Source organism: Magnetococcales bacterium, assembly GCA_015228815.1.
Lineage (GTDB): Bacteria > Pseudomonadota > Magnetococcia > Magnetococcales > UBA8363 > UBA8363.
This window is the reverse complement of sequence record JADGCV010000001.1, coordinates 70,908-89,482: the sequence shown is the minus strand read 5'-3', so window position 1 is coordinate 89,482 and position 18,575 is coordinate 70,908. Positions and strand designations below refer to the sequence as shown.

At 59.2% G+C, this 18,575-nt stretch carries 14 protein-coding genes; 11 read left to right on the top strand and 3 right to left on the bottom strand.

The window, feature by feature from the left end; genetic code table 11:
- Positions 1–8: 8 nt before the first annotated feature.
- From HQL76_00380 to HQL76_00350, 7 genes are all read left to right on the top strand, one after another.
- Complete coding sequence (locus tag HQL76_00380; GenBank protein MBF0107619.1) at positions 9–1,271, top strand: paraquat-inducible protein A; 1,263 nt, start codon at positions 9–11, stop codon at positions 1,269–1,271.
- Positions 1,252–2,982: an MCE family protein gene (locus tag HQL76_00375; protein ID MBF0107618.1), complete on the top strand. Its 1,731-nt coding sequence runs from the start codon at positions 1,252–1,254 to the stop codon at positions 2,980–2,982. The genes HQL76_00380 and HQL76_00375 overlap by 20 nt, the downstream gene beginning before the upstream one ends.
- Positions 2,979–3,692 carry a membrane integrity-associated transporter subunit PqiC gene (locus HQL76_00370; protein ID MBF0107617.1) on the top strand — a complete coding sequence of 238 codons (714 nt, stop codon included), beginning with the start codon at positions 2,979–2,981 and terminating at the stop codon, positions 3,690–3,692. The genes HQL76_00375 and HQL76_00370 overlap by 4 nt, the downstream gene beginning before the upstream one ends.
- 459 nt (positions 3,693–4,151) lie before the next feature.
- A complete protein-coding gene (locus HQL76_00365; GenBank protein MBF0107616.1) occupies positions 4,152–7,835 on the top strand; it encodes a cyclic nucleotide-binding domain-containing protein in 3,684 nt (1,227 codons plus the stop codon).
- 131 nt (positions 7,836–7,966) lie between these two features.
- A complete protein-coding gene (locus HQL76_00360) occupies positions 7,967–8,722 on the top strand; it encodes a DUF1640 domain-containing protein (GenBank protein ID MBF0107615.1) in 756 nt (251 codons plus the stop codon).
- A 90-nt stretch (positions 8,723–8,812) separates the two neighbouring features.
- On the top strand, positions 8,813–9,931 hold the full coding sequence (locus HQL76_00355) for a nucleotidyltransferase family protein (GenBank protein MBF0107614.1): 1,119 nt from the start codon (positions 8,813–8,815) through the stop codon (positions 9,929–9,931).
- Positions 9,906–11,795, top strand: coding sequence for an amidotransferase 1, exosortase A system-associated (locus tag HQL76_00350; GenBank protein ID MBF0107613.1), 1,890 nt, complete (start codon positions 9,906–9,908; stop codon positions 11,793–11,795). Before HQL76_00355 ends, HQL76_00350 begins: the two co-directional genes overlap by 26 nt.
- Here the strand turns inward: HQL76_00350 and HQL76_00345 are convergent, their stop codons facing one another.
- From HQL76_00345 to HQL76_00335, 3 genes are read right to left on the bottom strand one after another with little or no spacing between them, the layout of a single operon-like run.
- On the bottom strand, positions 11,796–12,383 hold the full coding sequence (locus tag HQL76_00345; GenBank protein MBF0107612.1) for a DedA family protein: 588 nt from the start codon (positions 12,381–12,383) through the stop codon (positions 11,796–11,798).
- 33 nt (positions 12,384–12,416) lie between these two features.
- On the bottom strand, positions 12,417–13,865 hold the full coding sequence (gene rsmB, locus HQL76_00340; GenBank protein MBF0107611.1) for a 16S rRNA (cytosine(967)-C(5))-methyltransferase RsmB: 1,449 nt from the start codon (positions 13,863–13,865) through the stop codon (positions 12,417–12,419).
- 5 nt (positions 13,866–13,870) lie between these two features.
- Positions 13,871–14,500 carry a YihA family ribosome biogenesis GTP-binding protein gene (locus HQL76_00335; protein MBF0107610.1) on the bottom strand — a complete coding sequence of 210 codons (630 nt, stop codon included), beginning with the start codon at positions 14,498–14,500 and terminating at the stop codon, positions 13,871–13,873.
- A gap of 128 nt (positions 14,501–14,628) precedes the next feature.
- On the opposite strand from HQL76_00335, the gene dusB reads away from it, so the two are divergent.
- From dusB to HQL76_00315, 4 genes are all read left to right on the top strand, one after another.
- Positions 14,629–15,633, top strand: coding sequence for a tRNA dihydrouridine synthase DusB (gene dusB, locus HQL76_00330; protein MBF0107609.1), 1,005 nt, complete (start codon positions 14,629–14,631; stop codon positions 15,631–15,633).
- The gene (locus tag HQL76_00325; protein ID MBF0107608.1) at positions 15,630–16,724 is read left to right on the top strand and encodes a GHKL domain-containing protein; all 1,095 of its coding nucleotides are present in this window, start codon (positions 15,630–15,632) and stop codon (positions 16,722–16,724) included. Before dusB ends, HQL76_00325 begins: the two co-directional genes overlap by 4 nt.
- 1 nt (position 16,725) lies before the next feature.
- Entirely contained in the window at positions 16,726–18,189 is a 1,464-nt protein-coding gene (gene ntrC / locus HQL76_00320; GenBank protein MBF0107607.1) for a nitrogen regulation protein NR(I), read from the top strand.
- Between the two features lie 127 nt (positions 18,190–18,316).
- Positions 18,317–18,568, top strand: coding sequence for an AtpZ/AtpI family protein (locus tag HQL76_00315; protein MBF0107606.1), 252 nt, complete (start codon positions 18,317–18,319; stop codon positions 18,566–18,568).
- The last annotated feature ends 7 nt before the right edge of the window (positions 18,569–18,575 follow it).

Below are 18,575 nucleotides of genomic sequence, written 5' to 3'. Positions count from 1 at the left end.
CCTGGAACATGGCATTACGGTCATCCTGTCGTCTTTCGGAGGCGGTCCGGGAAGAAGAACACTGGCTTGCCTGTCCCGAATGCGACCTGTTGCACCGGCCACCGCTTCTGGCCGCCGGAGAGGAGGCTTGCTGCCGGCGCTGTGGCGGGGTATTGGCGCGGCATCGACCGGATCATTTGAAACGTTGCCTTTCCTTGACGTTGGCGGCGGCGCTTCTTTTTGCCATGGCCAACGTGTCTCCCCTGTTGATGCTGCGGCTGGGCGGGCGTGAAACCTCCATGACCCTCCTGGAGGGGGCCTTGGAACTGGGGCAACATGGACTTTGGGATGTGGTGGTTCTGGTCGTTTTGACGAGTGTTCTGTTTCCATTGTTGCATTTTTCCGCCCTGCTTTATGTTTTGCTTCCCTTGTCGTTCGGGCATTGTGTGCCGGGGGCGGCGTTGTGGTTTCGGGCAGCGGAATTGTTTTCTCCCTGGGGGATGATCGGGGTGTACATGCTTGGGGTCATGGTGGCGGTGGTCAAATTGGCCGATCTGGCGACAGTGACGCCGGGGATCGCGACCTATGCCCTTGGTGGGCTTGTGTTTTGCAGCACCGCCGCCGGTCACGCGCTGGATGGCGCCGATGTATGGCGGCGCATCGGCGTCATGACCTTGCATGAGTCGCGTTGCAAAGCGGGGCTGATCCGCTGTCATGCCTGTGGTCTGGTGACCCGGGCGCCGGAAAAACATCCCTGTCCCCGTTGTCGCGCGCCACTGCATCGGCGTAAACCACGTAGCCTGCAAAGAACCTGGACCCTGACACTCGCCGCGGCCATTCTTTATGTTCCCGCCAATCTGTATCCCATCATGACGGTGACCCGGTTGGGGCAGGGTGAACCCAATACCATTCTCTCCGGCGTGATCGCCCTGATCGAGGAGGACATGTGGCCGTTGGCCATGATCGTCTTCATGGCGAGCGTCGTCGTTCCCCTGGGCAAGATCATGATCCTGATCTATCTTCTGGTTTCGGTGCAGCGCGGTCACGACGGACGTTTCAAGGAGCGGATGATTCTCTATCGTTTGATGGAAACCTTCGGCCATTGGTCGATGGTCGATATTTTTCTCGTGACGATCCTGGCTTCCCTGGTCAAGATGGGGACCCTGGCCACCATCGAACCGGAAATCGGTGTCTCCTTTTTTGGGGCGGTGGTCATCCTGACCCTGTTTGCCGCTCGTGCCTTCGATCCACGATTGATCTGGGACCGCGCCGATGATCACGACCGAGGGTAACGATGATGCCACACATGGGGGACGGTCCATCCAGGGCGATGGGTTCGCGGTCGATCCGGTGATCCGGAGCGCCGGGCGGTCCCTGTCTTTGTTCTGGTTGATACCATTGATCGTCGCCGCGGTCGGGATATGGTTGATCCACGATACCCTTTCCTCCCGGGGACCGCTCATCACCATCACCTTCGGTACCGCCGAAGGGATCGAGGCGGGAAAGACCCGGGTGCGTCACAAGGCGGTGGATGTGGGACGGGTCGAATCGGTGCGATTGAGCCCCGATTTTTCCCGGGTGGAGCTGTCGGTCCGCCTGGTGGCGGGGACCGAAAATTTTCTCGCCGCCAATGCCAGGTTCTGGGTTGTCCAGCCGCGTCTGTCCCTTCAGGGGGTCTCGGGTTTGGGAACCCTGGTTTCGGGGGCCTACATCGAAATGGAACCGGGGACCGAGGGGCCGGTCAAGGAATGGTTCACGGGGTTGGAAAGTCCGCCCCTGATCCGGTCGGGCGCGGCGGGTACCAAGATACGTCTGGCGACGGAACGGTTGGGGGGACTGACGGCGGGATCGCCGGTCTATTATCTGGGGATCCCCGCCGGCGAAGTGCTGGGGTTCGACCTGAACAACACTTCGGACGGCGTGGTCGTTCATGCCTTCATCAAGGAACCCTACCAGGAGCGGGTCAAGCCCAACAGTCGGTTCTGGAAGGTGAGCGGTATCGATCTGTCCGTGGATGCCGACGGCGTGCGCGTGACCGCCTCATCCCTGTCGGCGCTTCTGTTGGGGGGGATCGCCTTCGAGACGCCCGAAACCCAGGAACCTCTGGAACCGGTCCATACCGGCCACCTGTTCACCCTGTTCGAGGATCAGAATGCCGTTACCGAAGCGGCCTACCGCAAGAAAATTCCATGCGTGATGTATTTCGATGGTTCGGTCCGTGGTCTGAAAACCGGGGCGCCGGTGGAATTCCGTGGCATCAAGATTGGATCGGTTCGGGATATTCACATGGAGTTCGACCAGGCCAACACGACCTTTCGCATCGAGGTTCTTGTGGAACTCGAACCGGAACGGGTTGCCGACGCCGATGATCGCAATTCGCTGGAATCGGCCAACGATCTGCTCCAGACATTGATCGATCGGGGATTGCGCGGGCAGTTGGAAACGGCCAATTATCTGACCGGACAGTTGTTCGTCAATCTGGTGATGCGTCCCGATACCCCGATCCATCGGGTGGGACGGGATACACGTTACCGGGAGTTGCCCACGGTCCCTTCCAATCTGGATGAAATCAGCGCGTCGGCGACGGCATTGCTGAAAAAGCTTTCGACCTTTCCCGCCGAGGAGATTGGCCGGAATCTGAACGAAACGCTGGCCGGCATGAACCGGACCGTCAACGCCCCGGTAATCCTCGAAGCGGCGGGCGCCATGCGCGATGCCCTGGCCACTCTGAAAACGACCATGGCCCGTCTTGACGGCAAGGTCGAACCCCTCGGACGGGACCTGGCCCAGGCCACCCAGGCAGCTACCCGGGCCTTGGCTTCGACCGACCGGTTGATGGGGAATCTCAACGATCTGGCCGATCCCGATGCGCCGTTGAATTATCGCATGCTGGAACTGACCCGGGAATTGACCCTGACCTCGCGGGCCATCCGCACGTTCGTCGATATCATGAACCGTCGGCCCGAGGCATTGGTGTTTGGCAAGGAGAAGAAACAGGAATGAACGTCAATCGTCTGGGATGGTTGCTTTGGGGAATTTCCTGGATGGGATGGTCCCTTCTTGTGGCGGGGTGTGCCTCGATGGTCGCCGGGGACGGTTCGCCCCCGACGCGGTATTATCTGTTGTCGGCCATGACGGGGCGAACGGTGGCGGATCATCAGCCCCGTGGCGCCGTCCGCCTGGCGCTGGAACCGGTGGAGTTGCCCGATTATCTTTCCCGTCCGCAAATTGTTTCGCGTCAGGGCGATCATCGTCTGATGGTGGCGGAGTCCGATCTTTGGGCCGAGGAATTGGCGGCGGGATTGGCCAGGGTCATGGTGGAAAATCTGTCGCTGCTTCTGGATTCCGATCAGATATGGCACCTGCCGGTCAAACGGGGCGGGAGGCCCGATTTTCGCCTGTGGATCCGGATGGTCGGTTTCGAGATCGATGCCCTGGGGCGTCCCTGGTTTGCGGCCCGCTGGCGTCTTCAGGGGCCGGGAGACCAGGAGGGGGCGGTCGTGGGAGAGATGACCGAGATCCGGGGTGATCCGGTCGGACGCAACGATCAGGAGGCCCAGGTCGCCGCATTGAGTGCCCTGCTCGAAACCTTCAGCCGCCGGGTCGCCGCGCGGCTGACCGGGCTGCGGCTGAAACAATCCGCATCGATTGCGGCACCGATGTCTTCGTTCCTCCCTTCCCTGCCCGATGTGGCGCCGTTGCCCCGACCATGATCCCGATGATGAAATGATCATGGCCTTCCCGAAAGAGGTTTTCTTCGGGAATCGCCCCCTCAAGTCAAAGATGCTGCAACCGTTCACCTTATCTTGTTCCATGGTTTTGTGCATGATGGTCCATGGAAACGGCACGATCCGCGCATGGAGTCGCGGAGAAGGTTGTTTCCCCGGGCCATCCCTCGATGGTTCTGGAAAAGCTTGTGGTTTTCATGGGGTTTCCCCAACCCCGGACCACGGGTGGGCTGGAAAGTCCGGATGATGGCCGTTCCCGCCCCTCACGGCCATCATCCTCCGGCCCGGATGCGCAATGGTCCCGTGATCATTTCACGGAAACATTTGCTGTGATTTTTTTTCGGCCATGTTATTCTTGACACATGCCGCGCCATACGGTTCCATTGACTTTGTCCAAGTTTCCACCATGATAACGACCCGATTTTGACTGGGGGAGAAACGTGTATGAGCCTGTTCAAGAAGAGCGCCCCTGTCCCGCCGAAAGCCAAAAGCGAAGCCCCCGCCAAGGGAAAGAGTGAAACCTCCGGCCCGGTCGGAAAAGAGGCCGTCCTCTCCGGGAACGCCCCCCCGAAAGGCAAAGGGGGCGCAGGACAGGCATCCCTTCCGCCTCTGGAACCGCTTCAATTCATCGCGCTGGAAAACGTCTACTGTCCCATGACCCTCAAGGGGGAGGGATTGAGCTGCCACATCGACATGGTCGGCGCTGATTATCAGGTTCGGACCTTTTCGGGACAACGAGAGATCTCCTCGGAGCTCATTCCGCCGACCGATCGCAAGAAAAAGGCGGTCACCGAATTCATGTTCAAAGGGATGATCGGCATCCATCTGCATCCGGCGGGGATGGTCCTTACCCTGGAGCAGGAAAAAAACATGCAGGGGCAGCCTCGTGCCAATCAGCCGCCGCTGGAAATCGTCGGGGCCAATCCGCCGGAAGAGATCGAAACCTTGCGTGCCCGACGTTTTTTTTCCTATGACCTTCATCGATGCACTCCCGACAAGCCGTTGGTGGTGGCGATCAACAAGGAGCACATGCACTTCCAGATCCGGCTTCTGGAGTCGGATGGGGATGATCAATGGGGAATGTTCATTTCGAGTCCCAAGGGGGTCGTTCGGGACGACAGCAAACCGATACTGATTCTTGGAAAGGGTGTCAGACAACGGATCGACCGGGCGTTTTTTACTCAGTTGGCGGGGACCAGCGGTGGTGGCATCGATGCCCGGACCTGGAATCGTGATGTCCCGGATCCGATTCTCATGGAAGTCCATGTCGATGGCAATCTTGTGATGACCATCGAGGAAATGTTTACCGTCAATGGGTTGACGACCCTTGAAGACATGGAGAAGGTGCGCTATTTCGGCCTTGTCAATGGTCAGACGCCGGAGCAGCAGGAAGCCCATCTGAAGGAATGCGAAAAGATCGCTCTGGAGATTCGTGATTCCCTGCGCGAGGGCCTCGTTGCCCACGCGCTGGAAATGGCCCTGGCGCGCGATCGCAAGTCCATCGTCCGTCGGGCCGGGGCGGCGCTCCACAAGGAAAACAGGGATGGTGTCTGCATTCTGGCGCTGGAACTGGCGGTGAAGGAGGTTCTGGCCCCTTCCTATGCCGGGGCCAGTGGCAGTGAAACATCGATGAATGTCAGTCACGAAACCCTTCGCCTGCTCAATGCCATCACCAGCGACCTGACGGGTTGGGTCGATGCCGATCCGACTCGGGATACCGCCGTGGCGGCCCTGGCACGGGGCATCGGAGGCGCGGAGCACCTGAAGGGAGAAGGAATCGATGAAAAAATGATGGCGGTCTTGCCTCGGGGCGACTCCGGATCCGCCGAGACCGGGACACCCCTGTTCGAAGAGGTCGTGGTCATGGTGGGCCGGACCCTTTCGTCGAAGCTGTTCGCCAAGGAGACCCGACTGTTGGCCAAGGATGTCGCCGCGGCCCAGGACAGGAACGTGAAGGAATCCCTGGCGACCGCCCTGGAGGCCAACATCGTCCGACATGCCCGGAATTTATTGCAGAAGGCCCTCGTCCGCCTGGCAGTGAAAGACCATCTGCTGGACATCGAGAAGGCCAAGCGTGAACAGTTGAAATTCGACCCGGCCCAGGTCAGCGATCAGGGAATTTCGGATCGCGAACTGGAAACCATCCTGACCCGCTACGATGCCTATTCCGAGTATCTTGACCGCGCCTACGAAGCGCGGATCAACAAAATGCTGTCGGGGATCATCCGCGATTTTCAGATTGGCACCAACGATGAACAGATGCACTCCCTTTCCACCAAGAGTTTTCTGGCCTATCTCGTCGCCCTGAGGACTTCCGGGGGAACGGTCAGCGAAAAGGCGGATAATGTCCCGGCGGTATCGAGCCTGCAAGCCCTTCCCGACGCCATTCCCGATATTCAGATTTCCCAGCCCGATCCGGGTACACCCAAGGGGATGGTGCGCGTGGTCCATCGCGAGGGGGTGCTTCTGGAGACGGAATTCGCCATGGCGCCCCGTTCCGGGTCTGCGCCCGAGGGAGTGGCCAACAACGTCTGGTTCGCCTTTCGGGATCTGGCGGAACGGATCATGGATTTTTATCTGACGGGGGAATCGCAAAAGAAACGGGATCGCGATCAGATCAATCTGGCCACGACCACCTTTACAAAATTGTTCCTTCTCAAGGTTCTCAATCTCTATCGTGGACTTCAGAACATTCCATCACGCACGGATTTCGACAATCTCCAGGAGGTCCTGGAGAAGGCTGTCGGAATTTTGACGGTTCGTGCCGGGGAATCCGCCGATGACGAACTGCTCGATGTGCGCAATCGTCCCAAGACCCTCGCCGAACCGGCGTTCAACATTCGTCATGATCTGCGGCAGATGCTTTTGGCCATGGAAAAGGAGGGGCAACTGGAAAAGGATTCATTTCGTTTCAAGCAGCGTGTCCGGTCTTTTGCCCTGATGGGGGGGGGGAAGAATCAGGACAAGGTGGTATTGCCGATCGTCATTCGCGCCCAGGCGGGGCTGATCAACCTGGATGCCAGGTTCAATGACGAGGGCTTTTCCAAGGCGATCCGACTGGTGCAAAACCCCGATGGCGCCGCCGCCGAAACTTCCGATACCACCACCCTGACCCGTACCGGCGTAAAACCCGCCGTCGCCGGAACCGCCACGCCAGCCCAGCCACAGGGCAAGCCCCAGCAGGCGCGCCCGACCTCCGAACCCGCCAAGGACAATCGCGCCGTCATCTTCAAGTTGATCAACAGCCTGCCCTTCTTTTCCCGCTTTTCCGAGTACGAAAAAAAACGGATCACCGAACGCGATGTCAGTTTCAAGATTTTTCAGAAGGATGCCCTGATCATCGAGGATGGAACGCGCGATACCGCCTTTTTCGTGCTGATCCGGGGAACCGTCAGCGTCACCAAGAACAACAAAATTGTCGCCAAACTGACCCCGGGCGAAATGTTCGGCGAAATTTCCTTCCTCACCAACACCCCACGCACCATGAACATCAAGGCCAATGAACAGGTGGTGGTCCTGAGGGTCGATCAGGACATGATGAGCCAGCTGGAACAGGAGAGCCGGGAGAAATTCAAGGATCACATCATCAATCGCCAGGTGGCGCGACTTGCCGAGACCACCGACAAACTCGTCGGCCCCGATGCCGTCAATGTGACCACCGTGATCGCCCATCCCCTCGAAGGGGAACTGCGCAATCTGGACCGGGATACCGCAATGGGATTGATCGACCGGTTGCCGTTTTTTTCCCAGTTTTCCAGCTATGAAAAAAAACGGATCACCGCCTTCAATACCAGTTTCCGCACGTTCAAGGCCAAGGGAGAGATCATCCGCGAAGGGACCCTGGATACCTCCTTCTTCATCCTCATCAATGGCAAAGTGGATGTCGTCAAGGGAGACGTAGTCATCGCCCAGTTGGGACCCGGGGAGTTTTTCGGCGACATGGCCTTTCTCACCAATTCCCAGAGAACGACCAGTGTCATCAGTCAGGGAGAGGTGCTGGTCATGCGGATCGATCAGGATCTGATGAAACGGATGGGCTCGGAGATCCGTGAAAAACTCAAGGACCAGTTTCTCATCAAGTTGACCCAACGTCTGTTGCAAACGACAGGAAAAGCCTTGAAAAAATAGTGGAAAGACCCGTGCATGACGACGGGTTCCGGAAGGGGTGCTCCCTGCCTTGCTTCCTCTGGGACACGGTCTTGTTCCCTGACTGGGTGATCGGGTCACCCTGATCATCCTGGAATCGCGAAGGAAATGGTATGAGCGGATCGCTTGTGTTCGACACGCATTCATTCGTCAAGAAACTCGTTTCCACGGGATTTACCGAGGAGCAGGCGGAAACCCAGGTCCGTCTGTTGACCGAAGTCCTGGAGGGGCAACGTTTCATCATGGCCGATCTGGCCAAGGTGGACGCACGGGTCCTGGAATTGAAGCGGGATATCGAGTGGATCCGAAGGGATATGAAGGAAATCGATTCCAAGATCGAAGCGACGAAGGCGGAGCTGCAACGGGACATCGAGGTCGTGAAGACAGAACTGAAACGGGATATCAAGGAGCTTGATTCCAAGATCGAAGCGACGAAGGCGGAGCTGAAACGGGATATCAAGGAGCTCGATTCCAAGATCGAAGCGACGAAGGCGGAGCTGAAACGGGATATCAAGGAGCTCGATTCCAAGATCGAAGCGACGAAGGCGGAGCTGAAACGGGATATCGAGGTCGTGAAGACAGAACTGAAACGGGATATCGAGGTCGTGAAGGCAGAATTAAAACGGGATATCAAGGAAGTGGACGCCCGGATCGAGTTGACCCGGTTGGAATTGCGCAAGGACATCGAGACCGCCAAGGTGGAAACCATCAAATGGGTCGTTGCCACGGGAATCATCATCCTGGGAGGGATCGCAACGATCAACCGGTATTTTCCACCTTCCTTTCCCCCCTTCAACACCCAAGCCGTTCAGGAGATGCGTTTGCCGGTTCCACTCCCAGGGTCTCCTGCCGTCTCTCTCCCACGTTGAAACATGTGTCATGGGACGGCGTGTTTTCCCTGGAGCATGTGTCGGGAACGATTCTGAACGTTTGGTTGATTCGGGCAATCCTGTGCCACCATGACCCATTTTCCAGCCCATCCCATCCCCCTGCTGCTTCGGGTGTATCGCCAGCCGGATCTTTTTCCCCAATTGACCGCTCCGGATCAGGACCTGGTGTTGCGACAGGGACGCCGTGCCGGACTTCTGGGACGGATGGAAACGCTCTTCCGTGATGGAAATCTTCTGGAACAACTCCATCCCAGGGTCCGCAATCATCTTGAAAGCGCCCGGATGCTGGCATTGGAAGACCGGCGAATGCTGCTCTGGGAGGTCGATCGTGTCCGACGGGCGCTGTGGGGCACGGGCCTTCCGATCATTTTGCTCAAGGGGGGCGCTTATGTTTTCCTGGATTTGCCTCTGTCCCGGGGACGTCATGTCTCTGACCTGGACATCCTGATGAAACCCGAGGATTTTCCCCTCGTCGAAACCCTCATGGCGCGACACGGTTGGGAACCGGCCAAACTCCATCCCTACGATCAACGCTACTACCGCGAATGGATGCACGAACTTCCCCCCCTCAGACATCGCCAACGGATGACCGAACTGGACATCCATCATACCATCCTGCCGAAGACAAGCCGGCTGCACCCCGATCCTGGATTGCTGTTCGCCTCGGCCGTCGATCTTCCCGGTCACGGGCCGCTCAAGACCCTCTGTCCCGTCGATATGGCCATTCATGCCGCGGTCCATCTGTTTTACGACGGCGATTTTGACAAGGGCCTGCGCGGATTGCTGGACCTGGATGGTCTTTTCACCTGGAGACGGACGGATGGCGATTTCTGGGACCGGCTGCTGCCTCGTGCCCGGGCGCTGGATCTGGTGCGACCGCTGTATTATTCGCTCCATTATTGCAAAAAACTGTTGGCAAGTCCGATTCCCGATGCCATCCTCCAGGAGATGGCCCGTGATCCCGGAGGCCCGGGAGTGGTCGCCCGGGTGGTCATGGACCGGCTCATCGCCCGAATCATGGTTCCGGGTGACCCTGATCGACTGGAGTTCGTATCCTGGCTCGCCTGGAGCCTGCTTTATGTCCGTTCCCACTGGCTGCGGATGCCGCCGGGAATGCTGTTGACCCACCTGACCCGGAAGGGATTGCGACGATGGCGTTTCGATGTGCGGAATCGTAGGATTGTTTGATCCGACGGGACCGAGAATCCCCGACCGGGCGATCCTCGAAGCCATGAACCAAAGCCAAAGCCACCGTGGTCCCGATGGGGCGGGGCTTCATATCGGTCCCGGAATCGGTCTGGGACATCGGCGTCTGTCGATCATCGACCTGGAAGGGGGAAAGCAACCCCTGTTCAACGAGGATGGGACGGTGGCCGTGGTATTCAACGGCGAGATATACAATTTCCAGGCATTGACCCGGGAACTGGCCGACCTGGGACACCAGTTCGCCACCCGCTCCGATACCGAGGTCCTGGTGCATGGCTGGGAGGCCTGGGGGCCGGAACTTGTCACACGACTGCGCGGCATGTTCGCCTTTGCCATTCACGACCGGAGGCGATCGACCCTGTTTCTGGCACGCGACCCCCTGGGGATCAAGCCGCTTTACTGGGGGATTCTGAGTGATGGCTGGCTCGCTTTTTCCTCGGAACTGAAGGGCATCACCACCCATCCGCGATTTCAGCGTCTCCTGGAACCGCGGGCGCTCGAATGCTTCCTTGCCCTGGGGTATGTTCCCGACCCGATGACGCTCTATGCCGCGGCCCACAAACTTCCCCCCGGTCACCGGCTTGAACTCAAGGCGGGACAACCACTGGCCCGTTCCCAAAGCTACTGGGAACCGGCGTTTGAACCGCAACACCATCCCGACCGCAATGCCGCTCGTGACGAATTGATGTCACGCTTGCAGGAATCGGTGCGAAGCCACATGGTGGCCGATGTCGAACGCGCCGCTTTCCTGTCGGGGGGGGTCGATTCCAGCGCCGTCGCCACCCTCATGGCCCGATCGCAGTCCACCCCGGTTACCGCCTGTACCGTCTCCTTCGCCGATCCCGCCTTCGATGAAACCCGATGGGCCGCCCAGGTTGCCCGCGCCCAGGGAATGCGTCACGAAATCGAACGGGCCGAACCGCATCATTTTCATCTATTGGAACGGCTGGCGTATCATCATGACGAACCGTTCGCCGACCATTCCTCCATCCCCACCTGGATCGTCTGCGAGATGGCCCGAAAGCGGGTCAAGGTTGTCCTTTCGGGGGACGGCGGCGACGAGGCGATGGCGGGGTATGACCGTTACCGCCGGGTGATGGTGGAGGAAAAAATCAAGGCCATCCTTCCCTTGAGTTTGCGCCGGATGATCTTCGGCCCGTTGGGACGGCTCTATCCCAAAGGGGACCGGCTGCCACGGTTTCTCCGGGCCAGGTCCACCTTTTCATCGCTCGCCAGGGACAGCATCGACGGTTATTTCCAGGCGGTCGCCATCATGCCCGAGGCCTTGCGGCGGCGTCTTTTTTCCGGATCCATGAACCGTTCGCTCCAGGGTTACCGCGCCGTGGAGGTTTTCCGGCAACTGGCCCCGCATGCCCCGCTCCATCCTTTGGCCCGCCTCCAATATCTTGATTTCAAGACTTTTCTGGCAGGACGGGTCCTTGTCAAGGTGGATCGCGCCAGCATGGCCCATGGGCTGGAGGTCCGGGTGCCGCTGCTCGATCACGAACTGGTTGCGTGGATGCTGCAACTTCCGGCGGAATTCAAACTGCATCACGGTTCGGGCAAGGCCCTGCTCAAGGAAGGATTGACCACACTCTTGGGCAGGGAGATTCTCGATCGCCCGAAGATGGGCTTTATCGCTCCCATCGGCCAATGGTTGCGCCAGCCGTTGGCCGACCGGCTGAAAAAACTTGTCGCCGAACCCCGTCTGACGACCCTGGGAGGCATCGATTCCCGGTTTCTCGGCTGGATGATCGACGAACACCTTCATGGCCGGAGTGAGTTCAGCCAACCTCTTTGGGCGGTGATGCAACTGGATGCGTGTCTGAAGAACGCCTTTCCCTGATCAGCCGGTCTGTTTTCTTCTTGCCAGCAAACGATTGATCAGCCAGACCAGGACGGCGAAAAGGCCAAAACCCGCCAGAATGTACATCTCGTATTCCTTGACCTGTCCCAGGACCTTTTCGACCGCCTTGCCGAAGAAAAAACCGGCCATGCCGAAGGAGATGGCCCAGATGACGCTGGCCAGGAAATTCAGACCCATGAACCGGATGAAGGAAAGATCGCTGATCCCCAGGGCAAAGGAGCTGACATTGCGCACGCCATAAAAAAATCGATAGCTCAGAATGAACCAGATGTCCCATCGTTCGATCAATGCCACGACCCGCCGCACCCCTTTGGTCCATTGTCGTTCCCGTTTCCAGAACCATTCCTTGCCCAGACGCCGACCGATCCAGAAAGTCAGTTGATCACCGAGAAAGGTGCCCGTTCCCGCCACCGCCACCGAGGTCCAAAGATCCAGGTAACCCCGGGAAGCCAGATAGGCCGCCACGAGAAGAATCGTTTCTCCCTCCAGGAACGTGCCGATGAAGAGAACCAGATAGCCATATTCCAGGAGAAATTCTTCCACTTGAGTCCCATCCATGTCGAACATGATGCCCCGAGGGCAAAAAAAAGCAATTCCTTTTCAGTCGGCATTTTTTCCAAACCTTCGTACCAGTCGCGCGGCAAAAAAACCATCCATGTCGCAAAGCCCCGGCCATGTTCGAAACAGGCCCGCCGCATCGATCCATTCGGTCGGCATTCCCTCCACCCGGGGATCGATGGGATCGAGCGACCAATCGGGATGGGTGGCGAGGAATTCCCGGACGACCTCTTCGTTTTCCTCCGGTTCCATGGAACATGTGGCATAGACCAACACGCCGTCCGGCACGATTTGTCGCGCCGAAGCCGCCAGGATGGCACACTGTTGCCGCTGCATGAGGACCGGTTCCTCCTCTCCGCGCAACCATTTGATTTCCGGATGGCGGCGGATGATTCCGGTTCCCGTGCATGGGGCATCCACCAGGACACGATGAAAAGTGTACCCGGCGAACAGACCGGCCTCCGTGGCATCGCCGGCGATGATTTCCACCCCCGCGACACGCAACCGCGCCAGGTTTTCACGCAGTCGATGCAATCGGGAAGGATTTTTCTCAAGCGCCGTCAAGTGTATGTCACCGCCGGCCATTTGCGCCAGATGTGCCAGATGCGCCGTCTTTCCCCCGGGAGCGGCACAGGCATCCAACACCCGTTGCCCCGGTCTGGGAGCGAGAAGTCTGGCGATCCACTGCGCCCCCTGATCGGCGACGGCAAACGCTCCCGACGCATATCCCGGAAGATCCTCCACCCCCCGGGTCCCGTCAAGGAAAAGGGCTTCGGGGGTCGCCGGACACGGACGGGCCCCCACCTCGAACAACCGTTGCCGCGCCATGACCATGGTCGCGGCATCGCCGTGCAGACGCAAGGTCAGGGGCGCGGGACGATTGTTGGCCAGAAGCCACTGACGGCAGACGTCCGCGCCTACCCGATGACACCAGCGCCGCACCAGCCATTGTGGATGAGAGGTTTCCAGGGCCAATCGCGTGACCCGATCCTCCACTCCCTGGAGGACTGCCGCGTCGTCCAGAGCCAGCGCCCTGCGCAATACCGCATTGCAAAAAGGGGCCATCCCCTGTTCATGCGACTCCTTGACCAATCGGACCGCCTCGAAAACCGCCGCCCGTTCGGGAATCCTGAGATACCTGGCCTGGAACAGGGCCGTCACCAGGACAGACCGGATAAAGTGGCGCCTGGAGGGCAGCGGACGGGGCATGCAATGATCGAGTACCGCGGTCAACAGGGCATGGTGCCGCAACGATCCCATGACGATCTGGAACGCAAGCCCCCGATCGCGTCCCGACAATCCCTCCAACCATTGGAATTCCCGAAGCGGACGCCGTTCCTCGAATACCCGCAGCAATGCCGCCACCGCGCGCACACGGGGATCCGCGGGAAGCGATTCCACCGATTCGAGCATGCCGCGAACCCGCCTTCGAACATGCGGTCGCCGTTTTACCGATTCCCGAGGCTCGGCGCCCGGATGGTCAGGTCCCATCCCCATCATCCCTCTTCCTTCGACGGTGGATCGAGAAGTTCCTTCAAACGCCGCCACAAGACATCCATGCCATCATCGGTGAGGGAAGAGACCGCAACCACCGGCGGCATGCCATAACCGGGAATCCGGGTCACCATTTCCTCAAGCTTCCCGAGGGCCTGCCGACGCGGATTGGCTTTGAGTTTGTCGATCTTGGTGGCGACCGGAAGCCAGGCAATCCCCTTGTCCGCCATCAGGGACATCAATTCCCGATCCATGTCGGTGATGCCCCGCCGCACATCGAGCAACAAAACCACCGCTCGCAAGACCGGGCGCTGTCCCAGATAATGATCCATCACCCGATCCCAGGAGCGCCTCTGGTCACGGGCCACCTTGGCATAACCGTACCCCGGCAGATCGACGAACATCCAACGTTGCCCCACCGAAAAAAAATTGATCTCCCGGGTTCTCCCGGGAGTCCGGCTGACCCGGGCCAGGGTTTTGCGGTTGAGAAGACGATTCAAAAGGGACGACTTGCCCACGTTGGACCGGCCTGCAAAGGCGATCTCGGGAAAACCCGTCGTGGGAAAACCCGTGACATCGACCGCGCCGGTGACGAATCGGGCATTCAGATCGGAATCAGGATGGCGGTTCATGGGATCTTGAAAAAGACTAACAAAATGTGATAAAATCGCCTAATTATTGAGCGAGAGTGTGTCATAGAACCCTTGACCTGACCGGTTGAACGTGGTGCCTTTTGGCAATCAATTCGAGATCTGGACCCATGGACCCTATCGCAACGCTTTTTTCCGCCACCGACCGTCCGGGAGGATCCGTTCCCCTGATGCTTGCCCCGATGGCTGGAGTCACCGATGCGCCATTTCGCGGCCTGGCCTTGAGTCATGGGGCGGATCTGGCGTTCTCGGAAATGGTGGCATCCCAAGCCATGGTCCGTCATACTCCAAAAAGCCTTAAAATTGCCAGTATCCATCATCCCGAATCGATCCCCGCCGTGCAGATTGTCGGTTCCGATCCAAACATCATGGCGGACGCGGCGCGCATGAACGTCGATCTGGGTGCGCGAATCATCGACATCAACATGGGATGTCCGGTGCGCAAGATCTGCAATACTGGTGGGGGAGCGGCCCTGCTCAAGGATGAAGCACACGCCGCGGCCATCATCGCCGCGGTTGTGACGGCGGTGCCGGTGCCGGTGACGGTCAAGATTCGTCTGGGCTGGGACCACCACCACAAAAATGGCCGCGACATCGCCCGGATCGCCGCGGACAACGGCGCTCGAATGGTGACGGTCCACGGGCGCACCCGCGCCGACATGTACCAGGGGAAGGCGGACTGGGCGGCCATCGCCGTCATCAAGGAAGCGGTTTCCATTCCGGTCGTCGGCAACGGCGATGTCGTCGATCCGTCAAGCGCCCTGGAAATGCTCCGCGTCACCGGCGCCGACGGCATCATGATCGGTCGGGGCGCCCTGGGACGTCCGTGGATTTTTTCGCAGGTTGCCTCCTTTCTTGCCGATGGCACCTGCCTGCCCCCTCCGGGACACGAAACCCGGCGTCAACTGGTGCTGGATCATTTCGCGGCGCTGATACGACACTGGGGGCCGGTGATCGGAAACCGGACCGCCCGCAAACATCTGGCCTGGCATACACGAGGCCTCGCCGATGGCGCCCGTTTCCGCGATGCAATCAATCATTCACCCGATCCCAACACCACGGTTGCCATGATCCAACGTTTTTTCGACGTTCAACCCGAAGGCCGGGCACCATGACGCCCCCCGCCAAACCCGAGGAGAAATCAGGCGAGGTCATCCCTTTTCCCCTGGCGATGCTCTGGGACCACCTTGACCTGGCCCTGCTGGCGCTGGACAACAACCTCAAGGTTCAAAACGTCAATGCCGCCAGTGAACGGTTGTTCGGCAAGACGCGGCGCTGGTTGTTGGGGCAATCGATCGAAACGCTCCTGCCCGGCTATCCGGTGGCGCTCGATCTGATCCATCGGGCGCAGAACCTGAACATGCCCTTTCGCAGCCGTTCGTCGCACATTTCTCCCGCTCCCGACCGGTTGCTCTCGGTTTCCCTGACGGTGGTGCCGCTGCGCAGCGCCGAAGGGTATCCCATGGGGACTCTGTTGCAGTTGGAGGAGATGGGTGACTCGGAACGGCTGGAGGCGGGAGAACGTTTGAATGAAACCCTCGATTCATTGGGTTTTCTGGCGATGTCGGTGGCGCACGAGGTGAAAAATCCCCTTGCCGGCATCCGCGGCGCTGCCCAGCTCATCGAAATGCAGTCGCCCAGCCCCTCGGCGATCACCTGCACCCAACTGATCCGCTCCGAGGTCGATCGGATCAGCCGTCTGCTCGACTCGCTCTTGGGACTCGCCGACAACCAACCGGTCATGGAACGGGAGACCAATATTCATGAGATTCTCAACCATGTCCAGAAGATCATCGGTCCGATGACCCCGGAACCGATCGTCGATTTCGACCCTTCCCTCCCCTTCATCCGCGGCGACCGCGATCAATTGGTTCAATTGTTTTTGAATCTTTTGCAAAACGCCCTCGAAGCGCTGCGCGGGGTGCAGAATCCATCCCTGCATCTTGTGACCCGCATTTCCGAACGGATCCGCTTCGAACAGGGACGACGGCGCAAACAGATCATCATCGAGATCCAGGACAACGGACCGGGAATTCCCGATGAAATAAGAAAACGAATCTTTCTTCCATTCGTCACCACCAAATCCAAGGGAACCGGCCTGGGCCTGACCATCTGTCAGAAGATCGTTCATGATCACGGCGGTCAGATCGAGGTGGACAGTCATCCGGGCCGGACGGTTTTCCGCATCTTTCTGCCGATACCCTGACATGAGCCGCCAACAAAAAACCATTCTGGTCGCCGACGATGACGCTTCCATCCGTTTCGTGCTCGATGCCGCCTTGAGCCAGGCGGGTTTTTCGGTCGAGACGTTCAACACCTGCAAGGATCTTCTGGCGCGGGCGACGCATGGAACGGGAGACCTGGTCATCACCGACATCGTCATGCCCGGCGGCTCGGGACTCGACCTGCTCAAGACCCTCAAGACGCTGCGTCCGGAACTGCCGGTGATCGTGATCACGGCGCAAAGCACCTTGAGAAACGCGGTCGGCGCTTTCGAACGGGGGGCCTTCGAATACCTGTCCAAGCCTTTCGACATCATCAAGGTGGTCGAATTGGTGGGACGCGCCCTCGATGGCTCCACCCCGCACACCCCGAAAAGGGGGGTGGACATGGACCGTTTCGGCGGCATCATCGGTTCGTCGCGGGCGATGCAGGAGTTGTTTCGCACCATCGGTCGGCTTGCGAATTCGGAAATGACGGTATTGATCCACGGTGAGTCGGGAACGGGCAAGGAACTGGTGGCCCGGGCCATCCACGCCCACAGTCCGCGGCGCCACGGCCCGTTCACCGCCATCAACATGGCCGCCATTCCCCGGAATCTGGTGGAAAGCGAATTGTTCGGTCACGAGAAAGGGGCCTTCACCGGTGCCATTTCCCGGAGGACGGGCCATTTTGAACGGACCCGTGAAGGGACGCTGTTTCTCGACGAGATCGGCGACATGCCGATGGAGGCCCAGACACGTCTTCTGCGGGTATTGCAGAATGGCACCTTCACCCGGATCGGCGGCACCGAGACCATCAGCGCCAACGTTCGTATCATCGCCGCCACCCATCAGGATCTGCCCCAGGCCATCGCCAGCGGTCGTTTTCGCGAAGATCTGTTCTATCGATTGAATGTCATTCCGCTGAACGTCCCTTCGCTGCGGTCTCGGCCCGAGGACATACCGCTTTTGTGTGATTATTTTTTCGCCCAGGTTTCCAAGAAGGTCAACATTCCCCCCAAATGGTTCACCCCCGAGGCGATCCTGGTCCTGCAATCCTACAACTGGCCCGGCAATGTTCGCGAACTTGAAAATCTTATTCAACGGCTGATGATTCTGGCACCGCACGACACCATTGGTTGCGACCGTCTCGATTTTATCGGCACCGATTCCCAGTCCGTCCCCCCACCGGCCTCCCTGCCTCTTGCCCCGGAACCCCCGCCGGCCCCCCGTCCTCCGCCCGGTCCCACTCTGGAAGATTGCGTCATCGCCCTCGTCGATCGCCACCTGGCCAGCGCCAATTCATCCGACCTGACCAATCTTCACGAAATCATTCTGCGGCAAATGGAATCGGCCCTGTTCACCCGGGTCCTGCGCGAAACCCGGGGCAATCGGGTCAAGGCGGCGCGAATTCTGGGACTCAATCGCAATACATTGCGAAAAAAATGTTCCGATCTGGGATTGGATTGACGACTTTCATGACCGTTTCGCGGGACGGAACGTTGACAGAATAAAAAAGGTTTCCTAGGATGTGGACCCATGAGGATCCGAAATTCCGGAACCTGTCTTTCCGTGGAGAGCAATGATGACCGAACCCATGGCCAATGGCGGCGACAAGGGGTTCGTCCGTCGGCAACGGTCGGGAAAGGAAACGACCGGCGCCGGACTCGCCATGCGGCTCGGCACGGAGTTCGTGGTGGCCACCATGATCGGAGCGGGCATGGGGCATGTCCTTGATCACTGGCTGCGAACCGGTCCCTGGTGTACCGTGGTCTTTCTGTTTTTCGGCGCCGCCGCGGGGCTGCGCAATGCCTATCGTCTGGTCCAGTCCCATTCCGCGTCAACCTGACTTGAAC

Excerpts from the sequence above, each read along its gene's own strand:
- HQL76_00365 (MBF0107616.1), top strand. The coding sequence starts at position 4,152 with ATGAGCCTGTTCAAGAAGAGCGCCCCTGTCCCGCCGAAAGCCAAAAGC.
- HQL76_00325 (MBF0107608.1), top strand. The coding sequence starts at position 15,630 with ATGACGCCCCCCGCCAAACCCGAGGAGAAATCAGGCGAGGTCATCCCT.
- HQL76_00355 (MBF0107614.1), top strand. The coding sequence starts at position 8,813 with ATGACCCATTTTCCAGCCCATCCCATCCCCCTGCTGCTTCGGGTGTAT.
- HQL76_00345 (MBF0107612.1), bottom strand. The coding sequence starts at position 12,383 with ATGTTCGACATGGATGGGACTCAAGTGGAAGAATTTCTCCTGGAATAT.
- HQL76_00375 (MBF0107618.1), top strand. The coding sequence starts at position 1,252 with ATGATCACGACCGAGGGTAACGATGATGCCACACATGGGGGACGGTCC.
- dusB (MBF0107609.1), top strand. The coding sequence starts at position 14,629 with ATGGACCCTATCGCAACGCTTTTTTCCGCCACCGACCGTCCGGGAGGA.
- HQL76_00380 (MBF0107619.1), top strand. The coding sequence starts at position 9 with ATGGCATTACGGTCATCCTGTCGTCTTTCGGAGGCGGTCCGGGAAGAA.
- ntrC (MBF0107607.1), top strand. The coding sequence starts at position 16,726 with ATGAGCCGCCAACAAAAAACCATTCTGGTCGCCGACGATGACGCTTCC.
- rsmB (MBF0107611.1), bottom strand. The coding sequence starts at position 13,865 with ATGGGACCTGACCATCCGGGCGCCGAGCCTCGGGAATCGGTAAAACGG.
- HQL76_00360 (MBF0107615.1), top strand. The coding sequence starts at position 7,967 with ATGAGCGGATCGCTTGTGTTCGACACGCATTCATTCGTCAAGAAACTC.
- HQL76_00315 (MBF0107606.1), top strand. The coding sequence starts at position 18,317 with ATGGCCAATGGCGGCGACAAGGGGTTCGTCCGTCGGCAACGGTCGGGA.
- HQL76_00350 (MBF0107613.1), top strand. The coding sequence starts at position 9,906 with ATGTGCGGAATCGTAGGATTGTTTGATCCGACGGGACCGAGAATCCCC.
- HQL76_00335 (MBF0107610.1), bottom strand. The coding sequence starts at position 14,500 with ATGAACCGCCATCCTGATTCCGATCTGAATGCCCGATTCGTCACCGGC.
- HQL76_00370 (MBF0107617.1), top strand. The coding sequence starts at position 2,979 with ATGAACGTCAATCGTCTGGGATGGTTGCTTTGGGGAATTTCCTGGATG.